The following is a 17,566-nucleotide window of genomic DNA, read 5'->3' on the forward strand; positions in this document are numbered from 1 at the left end:
TTATCAATTATCGCTCTAAGCTCGGATACTTCTTCTTGCAGTAATTTGACCCTGTACCTTTTCATCTTTTTTCTAAAGGTACTGAATTATTACGTTATTTTAAATTTTACTTAACACTAGTTGAGAATGCCTGATGAATCTGACTGAACTGAAGAATAGAAATTTTCTATTTGGCTAACATATCCTAAACTCACATCCACAACATCACTCGTGAGAGAACACTAAATAAAGGTTTGCATATCAGTTATTTAAATATTTCACATTTGAGACAATTTTCTAAATCCTTAGATAATATAAGCTTTGGTGTTAATGTAAGATAAAGTTCAGACAAAGAAACTAATTTACATATTGACATGGGTAAAGTTTGAAGGGGGTTGCTTCCCAAGCCTAAGGATTGTAAACTTTTCAAACCCCCGATTTCCTCAGGTAGTTTTTCTATCCCATTATTACTCAGATTTAAATGTTTAAGATGCTCTAAATTAGAAATCTCTTTAGGTATTGTTTCAAAATTACCATTTTGTATATCAATATATTCTAAATTTTCCCATGAACAAATAGCTTTAGGAAAAGCAGATAATCCTGAATTTGGAAACCAAACAGATTGAATATTAAGTAAAATAATATCTTCATCTATGCTAGAAAGACCCGAAAAAACAGCCAAATTCTTCAAACTTTCAAACTTACTGAAGTCCCTATCTAATTCTAATGGATTATCTACTGTAATTTCAATTACTTCAACCCAATTTAATGCATAAATCTCTTGGGGTAACTTGGATATATTGCCAGCAATTGACAAGTTTTTGAGTTTCTCTGATTTTGGTTTTTTTAATACCTCATTAATTATTCGAGTATTATCAATCTTCTTAGCACTAAGGATCAATTGAATTGTATTTTCATCAATGTACTGGTAATTAGCTTGCGCATGAAGTTTTACTATAGTAAAGCAAAAACTAAGAATTAATAAATTTTTCAATAGTAGATTATTTAAAATTCGTTCCAAGTATTGTTTGATAACCACGAGAAAAATTATATACTCCTTGATTATTGAATCCAAATGTACTAGTAGCTGTATAACTTTTATTAGGATAAGGCACTTGATGCCAATATGTTAAGCCTATTATCCTACCATTTGAATCACGATTATAATGAAGAAAAATAGCAGCATGCCATGACACTCCTGTTCCATCAGGTCCAGGAGTTTGACTTAGTCTTAGTACAGCTCCAGGACTAAGCAAACCATTTCTTATGCTATTTTCGTCTATTATATTACCATAACCTAACGCAGAAAGTACACCAGCTGCAAATTGATTTCCTTTTCCTTGCCACTTGCTGTATAATGAATTTGACATAAGCATTTTGCCTAAAACATCATTCCCATAAACATATTCCATAGCTTTATCTACTCTGTTAAAAGTGGTTGGAGAACAATTGTTTCCATTGAATTTAGTAGCACCCCATCTTGGATTTTGACTTTGAGAATAAGTAAGATACTTTCCTACTAAATTATTGAATAGACCAGTACTTGAAGACAAAGCTAGCCCTTCTTTAATACCACCATTAACAAATGGAATTTGGTTCAGTATTTCATAACGGTCGTAAAAACTCAATTCAAGCCCCATACCAGATAGATACTGCTCTAAAGTTTCCATATTATCTCCAGGATCAGCAACTAATACTATATTTCCATTTCCATCTTCTTCAGGATGCCACCCCCCCCATCCGGGTCAACACCATTCACCGGACTATTCCCCATCCCCACATAAGGCGAAGCAAACTGCCTGGCCGGATCCGTACTCAACCATCTTCCTACTTTCCCATCATACATCCTAGCCTCAAACGCATTCCAGCCGGTCTCTTGGTCTTTTTCGGCAAAGTTTCCTGCGGACGGCTAGTCTGGTAGTCGTAGCGGCCTTTGTCCACTCCTTCTAAGTGAAGTTCTTGCAAGATACTACCGTAGGGGTACTCATCCAAGGTGGAGAGCACTTCCAATAAGGAATTTGCAAGTTATAAAATTCAAAATCAAACCTTTCTTTAAAAGGAAATACCGAAACCTTCTTGACAACTTTGTCAGGGATTTGTTACTTTTAAATAGACTCTCCTAAAAGTCCCGGAGGGACGCCATCCAATAGTTCAGGGAGCAGCCCTGAAATAACCATAGGAAATGTAGCCATAGCTCCGAAGGGGCGAAATACAATAACGAGCCTGGGATTAAAAGATATCCCGCCCTTTCAGGGCTGGGATGGAATCTCCCTTTTTTTCAAGGGCTGCTCCCTTGGCTATGTGATTTGGCCCCTTTGGGGCTGAGAGGTTATTTGGCCGTTCGGACTCTTTAGACCTCTAAAGGGTGGGAAGTTTGGATTTATTCCCAACTTTCCCAGCATACATCCTCAGCTCAAACGCATTCCAGCCAGGCTGTCTAAACCTGGCTAATATTTTTAAATGATTTTGTTTACTACTCTTTCAAAACAACCATTTTATTTTTTACCAATTTACTATAACGGCCTAAATTCCAATTGGAGTTGATAAATATTGTATCTCTATTTTCCTTCACATTAAACTCTATATTTTTGTAGGTAGCATCATTTAAATGCACCACAAACACATCTAGTGTATCCTGCTTAGTACTTATTTTAAATTCGTACTTATAATTATCAATACCTGTCTTGTATAAATCATAATAAAGTGTTCCGTTTGTATTTATCGGTGCCAATTCCACCTTGTGAACAAAATCTTTTTGTTCTCCACAACCTATGAAAAATAAAGTAGAAAGGATATATAGCGCATTTTTACTCATAGTGATTAATGCAAAACTTTTGCGTTAGAAGGCATGTCGTTAAACCATGCATTTCGATTAAATACATAATTCGAAAAATGCCACTTAGTATACTTCCATCCTCCGATAATATTATTCCCGATATCCTTCCATTCGAATGCAGTGCCAGGTCGACCTCTTAGCGCATCAAGCATCCTCCCACTTTGTCTATCATTAATTATTAATCCTCTGATTTCATTGGCAGTAGTTATCGCACCAGCAGATCCAGGGCCCCATCTATTCGTCATTAAAACTGTTCCGATATGATGCTCAAGAGCATTATTAGCTTCTGTCCCATTAGCAATTGAGCTGTGTGTCCATTCTGAAATGTGGAAAGCATCACTTATTGGCAAACTGTTATCTATTAATGACGCTAACCACCCCTCACGAGGAAAATCAAATGTGTTAGAAAGGTCAAAGAAATAATCACTGCCTAAACGAGAATTATTAAAGTACTCTAAAAACTTATCAAATCCACCAGCCTGTATACTTGAGCTAATTGCACCAATTACTGAAGGGTCAAGCGCATTGGCAGATAAGTGTGTAAAGCCATCAACCTCTGCTGAGCCATCTATCCAAACCACATCGTTTGTCTGATTATTTCTATACCAATCAAATCCACCATCAGGGTCAAAACGATTAACAGGATTGTTACCCATACCCAAGTAGGGACTGAAATATTGCCCATACGGATCGGTAGTGAGCCAACGTCCTATTATAGGGTCATAATTTCTTAACTCAAACGCATTCCAGCCGGTCTCTTGGTCTTTTTCGGCAAAGTTTCCTGCGGACGGCTAGTCTGGTAGTCGTAGCGGCCTTTGTCCACTCCTTCTAAGTGGTGTTCTTGCAAGATACTGCCATAGGGGTACTCATCCAAGGCGGAGATTACTTCCAGACGGGGGCTGTAGGTGATTTGCAGGTTGTCGAACGGGGACGCCCAGTCCATACGTCCACATCGCTTTTGTTGGGTACAAAGAATTCAATACCATCTATTTAACTTGTAATCAGTTAATTACACCGATAAAAAACATTAAAACCTCTAAAAATATAGCTATCATTCTGAGTAAGAATTTAATATTGACTTACATAAAATGAATAAGCAATCGAAGACAAGTCAATAAATACTAAATAGTTTCTGTTTGTAGCTTAACCCACCTAAAAAGCACCCAAATATATCTACTTCTTTCCTGTGAAAATTGGCCGCCATGAACCAGAGCATGAAAATCCAAATGTTCAGAATAGATTCTCGTAAAGTCTAATTTTGCAAGAAAAAGAGGAGAGTTTCCTAAATGACATACTTTGTAAATAACACAAGTAAGAGAATCACCTGAAGACAATTGATCTGTTAAAATTTTGGCCACATCATCATTAAAGTCAAAAACTTTAGCATAGTGAGAATAATCTTCATTAGAAAAGCTAGTGCTACTAGCTGAACTACCAATTAGTTGACTTAACTCTTTCTCGTCCCGAAAAAACTCATGGCCACATGATGAAAAAAAGAAAACATCACTTAAAAGTGCCTGATTAGCTTCAGACAATCGAGATGTATTAAACCTTTTAAAATCTCGAAAAACCATATCTTCAAGCATTGCCTCACCTATAAACAAATAGGTAAGGTAGTTAAAAATAAGTAGTACCAATAAACCTTTAAAAACAGATTTCTTCTTAATCATACGCCTCTTTTAACCTAAAAATTTCCAGTACGCTTCGGTAAACTTTGATTAATCAAGTTGAGTTTCATTTCATGAGAATTTCCACTTCTACCTCCAATTCTGCCATATAGCCAATTGGAGTTTCTCCCTGAGTTCAATAAAGTTTGCCCTGCTGGACTAATATGCCATAATACTTCATGCAAAATTTGGGAACCTATATTAAAATTGGTTCTATTGGGATCATAATCAGGCAAATCAGAGGGAATAAGAAAAAGGTGAGGACTCTTAGTTACGCCATAAATTTGCCCAACAGTATATGGACCACTTGCTGGAAAATTTGGATCAACAATTGCTCCTCTAATATGTGTTCTAGAGTTAAGCACATCTAAAAATGAATTAGCAATAAATTGATCCTCAGCACCTAAATCAGAAATATCCCACTCTCCATTGGGCTCTATGTAATATCGGGTTTCAACTTTAGTACTTTTTATACCAAACCACTCATGAATAAAGGTTTTATAATATGTCACTTCAACATCTATTTCTGCGACTGACACAGCATTGTCTAACCCAAATTTATCCGAAAAGATAGCATTAACATTTTTGGTTGCTATTTCTGCCGATTTTCTATTACCAAAAAACAACCAAGCTCCATCCAAATCAAACCCTATGATTGGATTATTTCCCATTCCCAAATAAGGAGACCAAAACTGACGATTTGGATCTACAGTAGTCCACCTTCCTATTCTCCCATCATACATCCTAGCTTCAAAGTCAAAAAGACTTGCGCGAGGGGGGATTACAAATCCGCGCCAGCGGGGGAGATTATAAACTAATTACTGATTTTTTTAAGACCTTTTTCTTCATAGTCATCATACAAGTTCATTAACTCAGCATTATTCAATTCAATTTGTTTGATAACTATGCCGTTCTTAAAATTTTCAGGTACAGGAGATTTTTTCGTAGCGTAAATTTTTAATGTATCCCCATTTTGCTTGTAGAAAAAAGGAATTAACCCCTCATAAATATAATCAGTTGAGTTGTCTACTTGAAATGAGTCATTTGGATTCTCGGAAATTACAATTACTTGATGGTCTCCTGTCATTCCCCAACTTTTTAATTTAATAAAAATAGAGAAGTCACCATCTGATGAACGAATTTCAACTTTCCTTGTCGCAGGTTGACTTCTTCTTTCTATTCGATTCAGATAAAAATTAAGTATTCCACCAACACCAAGAAAAACCGTCAGTCCAATGATAATTAAATACGAAAGCTTAATCTTCATTCCTTTTGTCATCTATGTTTCCAGCCCATTTCAATCATTCGCCCGGCATAGGGGATTTCACCATAATAAGGAGCAGGCCCACATGCCCCATCATTTATAATAATATTATAAATAGCTCCCTTACTCAACTCACCATGAACATGGTAAGACCCTGCCAGTTTCATGTATCCTGTTAGCTTAAGGCTTGCTATTCCCAATTTACCCCTACTTGCATTATATCCTGCCAAAAAATTACCGGCTGATCTCGCAGTGGCATATCGGCCATATAATAACTTCCCTGTATTTATTCCGTATGGAGCCATATCAGAGTTCTCTTTTATATCGAATTTCTGAAACCTTTTTGAGGCATCTCTGATCTCTAACAAATTCATTCCTTTAGAAACCTCGTGTAAAGACTCTATTGTAGAATTCCAAGAATCTCCAAACATAATTCTTCCTCCATTTTGAAATTCATCCCAAAAGTATGTTTGTCCCATAAGCATACCACCTGCACCTGTATTTGAGGCTGAATAATTAGCTACAAGATGTGCTTGTGTGTCTTCAAAACTCATATTATGTTGGTAAACACCTAAATCGTCATCATCATAAACAGCCACAACATTCCCATCTTTGTCTGTATGAGTAGAGAATGGACTACCTCCATCGGGATCAACTAAGTTTACAGGATCATTAGTCATTCCAATGTAAGGAGAAAAGCCAACCCGTTTAGGATCAACTGATAGCCATCGCCCAATAACAGGGTCGTAGTTTCGCAGTTCAAAAGCATTCCAGCCGGTTTCTTGGTCTTTCTCGGCAAAGTCCCCCTGGTAGTCATAACGGCCTTTGTCCACTCCTTCTAAGTGAAGTTCTTGCAAGATACTGCCATAGGGGTAATAATCCAAGGCGGAGATTACTTCCAGACGGGGGCTGTAGGTGATTTGTAAATTGTCAAACCATACGTCCACATCGCTTTCGTTGGCCACAAAGACTTTTACCGTGCCGCTTTGGCTGGCGGTCAGTTCCACCGGACTGGGGTTGATTTCGTACCAGCCGCCTTTGGCTGGGGTCACATAGCTGGCCTGCTGGCTGATGGTTGTTCCGTTTTCGTCTTGCAGTTCGATCCGTAGATAGGCATGGGGCACCTGGCCTTCAGTGCTGCCTGGCATCGGGAATACGCCAAAGGTGTTGAGCGGTTGGTCGATGCCATCTCCCCCGTTGCCCAACAGTTGGGTGTTATTGTACAGAGTTTTGTGCACCGGATCGGTTTCGTAACGGAACATTACCGTGGCGCTGATCTTATCGCCCGGCTGTACACTAAATTCCTTGTAAGGGCCTACTGCCTGCAAATTTCCCGCATTCAGGCGGGCCGCTCCCGTACTGTTCTGATAGCCCTGGGAAGGATCGTGGCTCTCCCGGATATTTTGGAAGCCCAATTCGTTTTCCTCTTTGTCCAGCTGGTCCGCATCCACCGTGGCCAGGTAGTCCCATTCGGAGTGGCTTCTGTACACTGCCCGCACATTGCCCAGGTGATCTTTTTGCTCGTAACGCGCCTCCCAGCTCATCTCCTTGGCCAGATAATGGTAGGAACCCAGACGCCCTGCCCCGTAAATGGGAACTTCCAAAGGCATGGTCAGGTCCTGCACCGTTTCGTAAATACCCAACACACTGCCGCTGGCATCCCGTACATACCAGGTGGTTTTACCCGTCTCGTGATTGGTCTTTTTCTGCCGTAAGCCTTTGTCATCGTAGCCAAAGCTGACCTTTAACTGCCCGGAAGCGTCCCGCACGGCCAGTACTTTGCCCGTCACATCGTATTCCAGTTGCTGGGTTTGGGTCTCGCCCTGGTAGTGGCGGTTTTCCTCTATCAACTGCCCGATGGCGTTATAGTGATAGTTGGCATAATCGCTCACGGATTGTAAACGGTTGTTGGTCGTCTGGCTACCGGGAACGGTTTCATAGGTATAGGTAAACGCATCCGTAGCATAGGCCGCAGCCGGGTCGGCATAGTTTCGTTGCAAGTTCAGGATATTGCCGTTGAGGTCGTATTGCAAGCCCTGCAACTTGTACTTAAAGTTGTCCATCTGGGCATTCAGTCCGTTCAAAGTCCCGAAGTCGGCCTGTTTGAGTTGGTAGCGTTCGTCATACTGGTAGGCGTACAAGGAAGGAGCCTCCATAACCTCAGGACTTTGCTCCGGCTTTAAGGTCTGCCAGGCCATGGTCCGGATATTTCCTCCGAAGTCTTCCTTCGCTTCCGCTGGTAAATTGCCTATTTCTTGGGTGAAGGCCGTGGCTCCTCCCGTATAATCCCCGGAGAAGTAGTCCAGCCGCATGCTGAATACATCCGGGGCAAAGTTGCCATCCTGGTCAGCACTACTGTTCAAGCTGTTGATCCCTTTTAACCAACCTTGCAGGGTATATACATAATCCGTTCCTTGCAACTGGTCGGCCACTTCTACCCGCTTCAAGGGGCCGTGCAGGTAATAAATGTAGTTAGCTTGCCGTTGCCAATCCGTCCCGTTAAAACTGGTGGAGGCAGTGAACAGACGCTGATCGGCATCGTAGGTATAGCGATGGTAAAACTCCTCTCCTACCACGCCTTTCTGATAGGCCACCTCGGTCACATTGCCAAAATAATCGTAGGTATAGTCCACTGTTTTCAAGCCCAGCCCTTCGATATATTGTACCATCCAGGTGGCCTGTCCCAGATCATTGTAACTGTACCAGGTTTTGTGCACCACCGGGCCATTGGGTTCCGGTTGGTATTCGGTGTAAGAGACCCCTCCCATGGTAAAATCCTGGCTGCGCCCCGAGCCTGCTACCGGCATATCGTAAGTCATACGATTCACCCCATAGCAATGGGCACGCTCCAGCCCCCCGGTCAAAGTCGTATTGCTATAGGCACTTTCGACCAGTGGGTTTCCAGCCGGATCCTTGGCCGCATGCAAGCTCTCCGAGCCCTCGGGATAGCAGTTTCCGGGAATCACATCCGCGGTAAAAATCACCCCCGGGTCGGCTACAAAACCGGGGTTTAATTCCACCGACTGATGGGCGGTAAAACTCACCGTTCCTTGTACGATTACCTCTCCTTCGGTATAAATCTGGCTTACTTCACTGTAAGAATCCGTCACCGTAGGCCCGGTCACTTTTATTTCGTTAGTTGAACAAATGTCAATCGGTCCTTCGGCTGCTTCGGCATAAGATTGGAACTTGACCGTTCCCTCCCGGTATTCTCCGGATTCCAACACCCGTCCAAAGCGATCGTAGGTGGTATATGAAAAGCGGTCATCCAAGGCTTGCTGGGCATTGCGGGAAAAGCGGATGTTGCCATCCCTGCGGTAAATTAAGTCACCTTGACCTGCATCTGTTTCCTTTTGAGAGAGCAACCAGCCCTGGGCATTGTATTGGAAGGTATTTTTATCGATGTACTCGTAAGCTACGTCCTGTTGCAATTGTTGCACTCCTTTGGGAGAAATGCTGGCCACCAGTTTTCCTATATCGTTGTAAAAATTATAGGTAAAGTTATAATAGGTAAGCTCATAGGCCATTGAGCAAGGCCCCACGGGAACCAGGCGATAAAAACCAGGCCCTAAGTCCAGTATTCCCCCTTCAGTAGGTACCCCGGCTACCGGTTGCATGGTTGTTAAATCTACAATTGACAAAGAGTTTCCATTGACTGTAGTAGTCGTAAGGGTTAGGGTAGTATTTGTACTGTCTGCCTTTTCGGGAATATGGAAATCAAAAGGCGTCAGTTCGTCTCCTTCAACAAAGGTCTTTTGAACCTTCATAGTGATAGGTTGCCCTTCCCGGTCCAAAGCTACAGCAGTGGCCAACACGTTTTCGTCCTGATCCATAAAGGAAATCACCTCCTTGCCATTCACATCCCGGCTGACGCTTTTCAGGCCTTTGCCCATTAGGCTTTGAGGCTTGAGGATATTCTGATTGCCAAATACGATCTGGTTTCGTACGGATAAATAAGCATAAGGTACCGGAGTACCTGTCCCCGCATCTTCGTCCAGTTCCTGCAGCAAAGGAAAGAGCTTGGAATACACTTCATGCCCACTGCCAATCTTATGGTGCTCCCCGGGCCCTCCGGAGCGTTTTACTTCTCCCGTCCCGTCATCATAGTACTCTGTCCGGCTATAGGGAAAGCCGGTTTGCGGGGTATTGGGCTCTTTATCGTTGTTGGCACTGTAATACCAACCCAAAGTTCCCGGGGTGGTATTGTCCAAGGGCGTATTGTAGTCGCTTTCGGTCAAAGGCTGTCCGCCATTCACTGTCACAAAGTCCGGCTGATAAGTAAAACCCTGTATTACCTCCGGCAGAGGGGCGGACATCGTACTGATGACCGGACGGCCGTATTGATCGTAAATGGGTTGCGTAGCAAAAATAGTATTGGTGGCATAGGACTTACTTTGGGATTGTAGCGCAAGTCCTTTTAAATCAAAATAAGATTTACTGGAAGCAATTACATTCCCATCCTTATCAAAAGCGCGGTTAGTAGTCCAGTTAAGGACTTTTTCCGGATCGTCTTCCAGTTCGATAGTAATCGTTTTGCCAGCACTTTCACAATATTCATTCTCAACAGTTACAAGAAAAGTAGATGTTTCCTCCAAAGGGGGAGTTGTATAGATTTTACCAGAATGAACTAAATCATAATTTTTATACCAATTGTATTTGATAGTATAATCCTGGTTCGTTGAATTCAACGTTAGCCTGACTTTACTCCCATAAGGAACCCTGTCTGCAGAAGCCTGTAAAGTAAAATCATCTACAGGTTCAGGTAGAACAGTAATTGCACTTGTATACTTTCCTACACTGCTTCCACTTTTCACATAAGCCCTGTATCTTGTTGCTTCCGTAATACCTTCAGTAATTTGAGAAGACGTTTCATTGATATATTGCCAAGGTCCACCGTCGAGAGATTTTTCCCAACGCCGAACAGAGCCTGTAAAGTTTTTTAATTGAAGCTGAATTACATTGGGTACACAATAAGCAAGTTCAGGGGGAGAAGAGTTCTCTTGTGAAGGAGGAATGATGTTTCCCAGTTCATCTAGTACTTGGATATATCCAGGGTTAGTGGGTTCTGTAACCGTTACCGAAATAATATGGGTCTCTCTCTCTCCACGACAATCTTCAACTGAAATAGGAACTATTTTGAAATTCGTAGTTTCTGTAATTACTTCTCTATATTCTTTGTGATCCGAAGATGTAGGTAATACCACCCATTCACCAGTTTCCTTATCATGTTTTGACCATTCAAACCTTTTTGGAAACCCTTCTACTTTAGTGATTCTAAAAGTTAATTCATCACCTCCGTTATCCCCAAGTTGATAGGATGTACGCGATCCGGTTGAGGTCATTACAACATCCCACCCATTGAGAATTTGAAGTTCTGTTATTTTTGGGGCATCATACATATCCACCGCCTTAGATCCGGTATAATCAATATTCCCACAAGAGTTTTGAACTTTCGCCCGAAATTTTACATCACCAGAAATAGTCGGTATATTTCCAGTAATGTCGGACCAGTATGTTCCATTAGTGGATTGTTGATATGTCAGTAAAGTCCCAGAACCGGAGTAATTTAAAGTAACAGGTTCCCCATAGCAGACAGAGTTATTGGAAACAGAAATTGAGCCTGCACTAGGAGTAGAAGCATAGTAAGTACACTCCATAACCACTCTATTGTCTCTATCATATCCGTATGCTGACAGATATCTTTGATATTCGATATCAGCTGTCCACTTTACCTCGACAGAAGTTGGGGTACTTGACAGTTTGTCCCCACCTTTTACTAGCCACTCCGTTCTAGTCACTTGGGAACCTCCTTCAAGACGGTAAAAATATGTTCCACCTACACATTCCGAATCACCACTTACATTTTCTATAGAACAACTTTGAGCACAACTAATAATAGGGTTAGTATAATAGCAGGCTACAAAAAGCAACAAAATTCTATATATATTTTGATATAGCATACTTTTAAATCGCTAAATATTTCTAGTGAAAAAGTTTTGATTTTGTAATTAGGACTCTCTTACTAAGTAGAGAGTCCATAAAGATAGCTCTACTCTTGTTCCCTGGCATAATGATAATCGTGCTCAGAAACTTTCTTCTCTCCTTGGTATTTCAAGGACTCCTGATAGGTACGTTTCAACCTACCGGCCGCATCGTACTCAAAGCGGGTATAGAGGTTGTGTGGATTCAGGATATAAGTCACCTGCCCGGTGATGGGATCATAGACAAAACTCTGCATAGAAGCATCGATCGGATGGAAGCGGAAGTCGTCAAAACCGACTGCAACCCCTTCGGCAAAACACCCCACTTCCAGTGAAGTAACGGAGGGCTCTAATTGAATATCGTAATTCAATAAGTACCAGTTCCCGGATTTCTTGGTACTGACCGGAGCCGGGGATTTTTGGAGCGTTTGCCCACCATCGGTAGAGTAATACAATCGTCCCTGGAGTTGATTGGTCCATACGCTCAGGCGATAGGTACGTGTCACATCCGGATCACTGAGTTTGAACACAAAACCTTTGCTGCCGGCCGGTACGGAAAGGTGGTACTCCCCGGTATGGGCTATCGCAGCATCTTCTACTATCTGACCGCCTCCTTTATGGACTTCTCCGCCGAAGTACCCTTGTGTATTGGCTACATCTTCCGCTCCTGAGTAAGCAAATTCGGTATACCGGGCATTACTGGCCGAAGCATAAACCATACTTTCCTTGTCCCCCATCTTGCTAGCCGCATAATTGCCGTTGAGATCTTTAGCCTCCAGGGCATGAGAATAACGGTCGAACAAAGTGATTTCCGAATTCTTCTGCCAATGAGGATTATTTGGCTCCGTACCGGCATTCCAGGCATCAAATGCGGTAACTCCAATATAGGTACCATCCGGATTCACCTCGTTACTTTGCCAGGTATAGGTCCGGTGTTTTCGCCAAATATCCGGGTGGTTAGTTACCAAAGATCCATCCAAATCCCGGTATTGCCATTGTTTGTTCCAGGTTTGAATACTTGCTCCAATCAGCTGGTTCCAATCTTCACTAGCTCCTTTAAACGTATAGGAAGCAGAAGTTTGGCTCAGCATATTTTTACGATTTTGTCCAGGGATTTTCACGCCCATTTCCGGGTAGTCTTTGTATGCATGTTTGGTTACACTTAAAAACTGATTTCCGTAACCGTCAGTGGTTAATGTTTTGGTGGGTGTTCCCGCATACATATCGAATGCCAAAGTCCGGGAGGTAGTTTTTACTCCTGTTTGGTAATTAATTTGAGTAATTCCTGTTTGAATCGCAGGATATTCTTCTCTACGGCTAATTACACCACGAATATCATAAATACTAGAGTTTGTTGTTCCTCTTTGTACTAGTTTGATATTACCAAATACTTCTTCGATCACACCTTGATTAGCGTACACACTTAAATGGTTATCATACTCGTCTGCCCAGTCATTCAAATAATTTACGTTTTTTGCACCACCAACATAATCCTCCTTATTAATCAAAACCTGATCGTGTAAATATTCATTTCTAGTTTCACTAACTTTTTCATGGTTTTTATTGTAATATACCACTCTATTAAGTTGCCCTACCCTTGAAGTATAATTTTTAAGAGAAATATTCTTTGATTGTACAAACCCACTCCCTAATTCGTTTGTTTTTCCTGTTGCATGAGTTTTAGTTATATCAGCAATATAATGTAACATACCCTCTTCAAAAACTTCAAAGTTATATTCAATATATTGCGGGAGTATTTCCTCTTGACCATCGTAAACCACATAATCCTTCACTGTCACATATTCATACATTACATTTGGAGGTGGAACTTCCCTAGAATTTATCAATAGATTTGAGAATGATTCATATAGTAACTTCTTATATTCCTCAATATAAGACACATTATTATTTATCAAATCAAAAATACCAGGTTCATAGGATGTAACTCCTGAAGAGATACCTGATCCTGGAATAGTATAATCATAACTTGTAATATATTTTCTCTCTGTAATTGGCTCTGTAATACTTATTTTTTTAACACGCAATCCTCCTCCTAAAGTTTTTTTCAAGTTTCGACTCGAAATATTTCCACCACGAGGTGTATGCCGCACTTCCCTTTCTCCTTCACGGACATAATCAAAAAATAGCCAATGTACTAAAGATGGCGATTCAATTTCCAAATAATTCGAGCCTATTTCTTTAATCAAACCACTTATACGTGAAGCTCTGTCATATATATTTTCCTGCGGCGGATTTTCTAAATCTGAACTATATATTAACTCCCAAACATTATAAGCATAAAATATATCCACTTCTTCATTTAAAACAAAAAACTCATTTAATTGATAATTTGAAGTATTTGATAACAAAACCTTAACTCTATCTCCTGACAACTTTTCAAATGAATCTATATTAAGTGGGTGATTAGAATGTAAGATACTTTTACTATACGAATCAGATTCATATGTTACCTCAACTTTAGCTCCCAGACTAGTAAAAACTTCACTTAAAGACCAAGCATCCACATGTTGTGAGGAAGTTTTTGTTACCGTTCTGTCTAAATTTTCATTTCCTGTATCCCTATAATCAGATTTATACATATTCCAAAGGTCATATGCATCTTTCTTATATTTAGGGTTATCCCCATACTCAAAATGCATAGCAGGAATTGTAGCAATAGCCTCTTGTCCTCTGAATTGCAAAGACTTTAAGGTAAGTTTCCCATCCCCCTTTTCGTCTTCATTATAGTTATTTTGTTTGTCACTAGCAGAATAAAAGGTATTAGGTGTTTCTGAACATAGGGAGTAATCCGTAAGTAAATCGATTCTTCGAATACAACCTTTATTTAAGTCTTCTTTGATATTTACTAAATCATTGTCATCAAGAATATTCTTTCCGAAGTGAATTTGCTCTTGATATTCCCCTTGATCTTCAGTTCTATCAAAATCTTTACTGTAATATCTAAACTTGGAAATACCCGATACAATATTATTATAAACTGTATTTTTATCCCTTAATTCTTCATTTGCTGTCAATGATTTTAACACATCATTCTTCAACAGATAGACATGATCTAATTTTAATAAGCTAATAGGCTTTAACGGGGTTAACTTCTCAATATGACCTGTTATTGGATGATGCCCAATATACTCTCGTTCATAACCTTCACCCCTAAACCTTCCATTGTCTTGACTGATAATACTTTTTCCGTCTTTACGAGAACTTTTCACAAAAAGCGCTGTATGTGTTTGGGTTTTGATAGCATCCAGGTAATAAATTTCTTTTTTGCCAAAAGAAAAAAATTGAAATTTGTTGTCAATATCCATATGAAAGCCCTCCGCAGGACTCCTCCACCGGTAGTTCTCAGCCCACTTACCATATTCAAAGCTTACCCAGTACCCCCAATCACCTTCATTCACTTTGCCTTTCATTTCCCCTGATAGATCTCGATCTACATAATCTACTCCTGTGACAGCAGTCAAATACCACGTATAAGCATATTTTTCAGGTTTTCTTAGTTCATTGTAGGACTCAACCGTTGAAGTTGTATTTTCAGACTTGGAGTATTCCCCAAAGGCATAAACTGGTAACGCATAATGATAGGTCACCCCACTGGTATTAGTAATCATAATTCCTCCGATTTGATCATCGTCCGGTCTTACAAACCCAGGAGCAGTACAATTTATAAAACCCTGACTTTTAGCTAAGCCATTTAAGATTTCTTTGTTGGTAAACCAGTTGATACTTTGAGACCCTGGTAACACATAATCCACAAATTCACCTGTTTCGGGTTCCAAAGCAGAACCATTTAATGATAAAGGAGTAAGGGTATTTGGATCTTCATTATACTCAACATCCCAAGAAGTATTATACCTTATTTTGTTAGAAAAATCATTAACAAACCGAAAATCTGTTTTTTGGGAAGAGCTTCTTAAAGAAGAATTATGATAGTGTTTTACAGTATAAGTATCTCCATCTTTAATATTTTGACGGGTAAGGTATTGAGCATACAAATAAGGCTTTATACTTCCTCCAATCCCTTGCCCATTTACATTATACTGATCATATGCAGGGTAAGTCCCTCCTAGTTCTTTCTCTGGTTTGGCAAGTACGTATGCAGGATCAAATAAATCGTAGGAATCGAATGCAGTTTCATCAAAATTAATATTTGACCCTTCATCATTATTAGGGTAGTATAAAACACCATTTGTAGCGATATCTTCACTTTCATCGATCCAATAGCGTTCATGCCTATGACCCAAGGTGATAGATACAACAGGAAGTACCGGAATTTCAACATTAAACCCAGAACTAGAAGAACTGATTTTGTTAATTTTAGAATTATTTATTCTATTTATAGAAGTACCCATCATTGAAATGGACCCTTTTCCTGATGAAGATATACTCATACCAACTAAACTAACTGTTTGTCCTAGCATTCCTGTACTAACTCCAACTCCAGCACTGGCACTAATAGATTCAAAATTAGTACTAACACCTACATTTGCTCCTATATCTATTGGAAGTTGCCCTCCGGTGGCTTTAGAGAACTTTTCATTTAAATATTTTTCTCTTATATTAACTGAAGCATAAGTACTCCCATATGGCGATACACCAATTCTCCCTCCTACACCCGCGTATTTACCTACACTAACTGATACGCCTAAATACCCCCCAATTCCCTTACCTTGAAAAGTATCCTCCGAATATTGTACCCCAGCAGTAAACTTAGGTCCATGAATAGCTCCAACCGATATACCAATAGTATAAGTATCTCTCTCCCCTCCTTCCCAGTAAAACCGGTCGGTTTGTGTTGCATTGTGGTGATCATCCGGGTAACCATTTATTGTCCTTGTGATAGAACCAGGGTTCAGTGTCCACCCTAAGCCCACCCATGAGGCCTCTTCGTCTGGCATTATCCCCGAATGGTAAGACAAAGACAAAGGATACCCCCCTTCCGGACCTGGCACTTCCAGTAACGGAATATTATAAGTAAAGTCTCCTGTTGCCAGGTTCACCATATCGGTGGTGTCTACCGGCTCAAAGCTGGTGGCTTCCGGGGCTGTAGGGCCTGCGGTCAGCGCCCAGGCTACGGTAGGTGCCGCCAAGTTGGTGAGTAAGGTAAAAAGGCAAAATACGGCAATGGCTCTAAGCCACCGGGTGTTTCGGATGATCATTTGCTTCTAGGGTTTGATTTTTTGGCTGTGTTTCTTATGTTATTTTTTATTGGGAAACTCAATTTGCGGAGCGGCCTGTAAGGTTTCCGTGTCAAAGCGGAATTGCATGTTTCCGGTTCTCAAACCGGGATCTTTCCAGTTAACTTGTACCCAATCGCTACCCGGCCAATCTTCCTTTCCAAAGACTAACATCAAAGTAGTATTCCGGGAAGCGCCATAAAAACGGGGAAAGATGGAATCTGCCAAGGGTATGGTATCGTTCTGGCTGGTGGTCAGAAACACGTGCTGCTCCATGCGAAAAGCCAGTGTTTGCAATACTTCGCTGAAGCGGTCAAACTCACCCACCATTCCCTGCAAAGGCTCCTGCCCGTTGCGGGATGCGTTGAATATGAAATAGGCATATTTTCCATATTGCTGACGCAAGCTGTCCAAAGAAATCGCATGTCCTCCCCTCAATTCTTGCGTCACTAGCAGGTCAGTGGGTTTGTAATACATTTCCACCTCCAAGTCCTTAATAGATTTTTTATGGTACAACCCATGCGACTCGTCCATCACATAGTCCATCAATTCCTGCTCGGAACGTATTTTGGACGAACAACTGATCAATCCCAGGCTAATACCTAACAGGCAATACTTCAGGATACAAAAAAATTTCATTCTAG

11 protein-coding genes and 1 pseudogene are annotated in these 17,566 nt (G+C 40.7%); all 12 read right to left on the reverse strand.

Going from position 1 to position 17,566, the window contains the following annotated elements; all coding sequences use genetic code 11:
- Positions 1-244: 244 nt before the first annotated feature.
- Positions 245-973 carry a leucine-rich repeat domain-containing protein gene (locus AAG747_RS25245; protein ID WP_346824033.1) on the reverse strand — a complete coding sequence of 243 codons (729 nt, stop codon included), beginning with the start codon at positions 971-973 and terminating at the stop codon, positions 245-247.
- 7 nt (positions 974-980) lie between these two features.
- Entirely contained in the window at positions 981-1,649 is a 669-nt protein-coding gene (locus tag AAG747_RS25250) for a hypothetical protein (protein ID WP_346824034.1), read from the reverse strand.
- 26 nt (positions 1,650-1,675) lie between these two features.
- Positions 1,676-1,855 (reverse strand): annotated as a pseudogene (locus AAG747_RS25255) (RHS repeat-associated core domain-containing protein); the annotation flags it as partial.
- 597 nt (positions 1,856-2,452) lie between these two features.
- Positions 2,453-2,794: a hypothetical protein gene (locus AAG747_RS25260; protein ID WP_346824035.1), complete on the reverse strand. Its 342-nt coding sequence runs from the start codon at positions 2,792-2,794 to the stop codon at positions 2,453-2,455.
- Between the two features lie 5 nt (positions 2,795-2,799).
- Entirely contained in the window at positions 2,800-3,471 is a 672-nt protein-coding gene (locus AAG747_RS25265) for a hypothetical protein (protein WP_346824036.1), read from the reverse strand.
- A 74-nt stretch (positions 3,472-3,545) separates the two neighbouring features.
- Positions 3,546-3,758, reverse strand: coding sequence for a hypothetical protein (locus AAG747_RS25270; RefSeq protein WP_346824037.1), 213 nt, complete (start codon positions 3,756-3,758; stop codon positions 3,546-3,548).
- 178 nt (positions 3,759-3,936) lie between these two features.
- The gene (locus AAG747_RS25275) at positions 3,937-4,485 is read right to left on the reverse strand and encodes a hypothetical protein (RefSeq protein ID WP_346824038.1); all 549 of its coding nucleotides are present in this window, start codon (positions 4,483-4,485) and stop codon (positions 3,937-3,939) included.
- A 14-nt stretch (positions 4,486-4,499) separates the two neighbouring features.
- The gene (locus AAG747_RS25280) at positions 4,500-5,225 is read right to left on the reverse strand and encodes a hypothetical protein (RefSeq protein WP_346824039.1); all 726 of its coding nucleotides are present in this window, start codon (positions 5,223-5,225) and stop codon (positions 4,500-4,502) included.
- Positions 5,226-5,296: 71 nt separating this feature from the next.
- Positions 5,297-5,761, reverse strand: coding sequence for a hypothetical protein (locus tag AAG747_RS25285; protein ID WP_346824040.1), 465 nt, complete (start codon positions 5,759-5,761; stop codon positions 5,297-5,299).
- Positions 5,758-11,544, reverse strand: coding sequence for an RHS repeat-associated core domain-containing protein (locus tag AAG747_RS25290; RefSeq protein WP_346824041.1), 5,787 nt, complete (start codon positions 11,542-11,544; stop codon positions 5,758-5,760). The genes AAG747_RS25285 and AAG747_RS25290 overlap by 4 nt, the downstream gene beginning before the upstream one ends.
- Positions 11,545-11,795: 251 nt before the next feature.
- The gene (locus AAG747_RS25295) at positions 11,796-16,904 is read right to left on the reverse strand and encodes a hypothetical protein (protein ID WP_346824042.1); all 5,109 of its coding nucleotides are present in this window, start codon (positions 16,902-16,904) and stop codon (positions 11,796-11,798) included.
- A 39-nt stretch (positions 16,905-16,943) separates the two neighbouring features.
- On the reverse strand, positions 16,944-17,561 hold the full coding sequence (locus tag AAG747_RS25300; protein WP_346824043.1) for a hypothetical protein: 618 nt from the start codon (positions 17,559-17,561) through the stop codon (positions 16,944-16,946).
- Positions 17,562-17,566 lie beyond the last annotated feature (5 nt).

The sequence above is a fragment of the Rapidithrix thailandica genome, from assembly GCF_039710355.1.
GTDB lineage: Bacteria > Bacteroidota > Bacteroidia > Cytophagales > Flammeovirgaceae > Rapidithrix > Rapidithrix thailandica.

Bases quoted from the DNA above. Each gene is read 5' to 3' on its own strand.
- AAG747_RS25250 (WP_346824034.1), bottom strand. From the start codon at position 1,649: ATGGAAACTTTAGAGCAGTATCTATCTGGTATGGGGCTTGAATTGAGT.
- AAG747_RS25260 (WP_346824035.1), bottom strand. From the start codon at position 2,794: ATGAGTAAAAATGCGCTATATATCCTTTCTACTTTATTTTTCATAGGT.
- AAG747_RS25265 (WP_346824036.1), bottom strand. From the start codon at position 3,471: ATGGGTAACAATCCTGTTAATCGTTTTGACCCTGATGGTGGATTTGAT.
- AAG747_RS25270 (WP_346824037.1), bottom strand. From the start codon at position 3,758: ATGGACTGGGCGTCCCCGTTCGACAACCTGCAAATCACCTACAGCCCC.
- AAG747_RS25275 (WP_346824038.1), bottom strand. From the start codon at position 4,485: ATGATTAAGAAGAAATCTGTTTTTAAAGGTTTATTGGTACTACTTATT.
- AAG747_RS25280 (WP_346824039.1), bottom strand. From the start codon at position 5,225: ATGTATGATGGGAGAATAGGAAGGTGGACTACTGTAGATCCAAATCGT.
- AAG747_RS25285 (WP_346824040.1), bottom strand. From the start codon at position 5,761: ATGACAAAAGGAATGAAGATTAAGCTTTCGTATTTAATTATCATTGGA.
- AAG747_RS25295 (WP_346824042.1), bottom strand. From the start codon at position 16,904: ATGATCATCCGAAACACCCGGTGGCTTAGAGCCATTGCCGTATTTTGC.
- AAG747_RS25300 (WP_346824043.1), bottom strand. From the start codon at position 17,561: ATGAAATTTTTTTGTATCCTGAAGTATTGCCTGTTAGGTATTAGCCTG.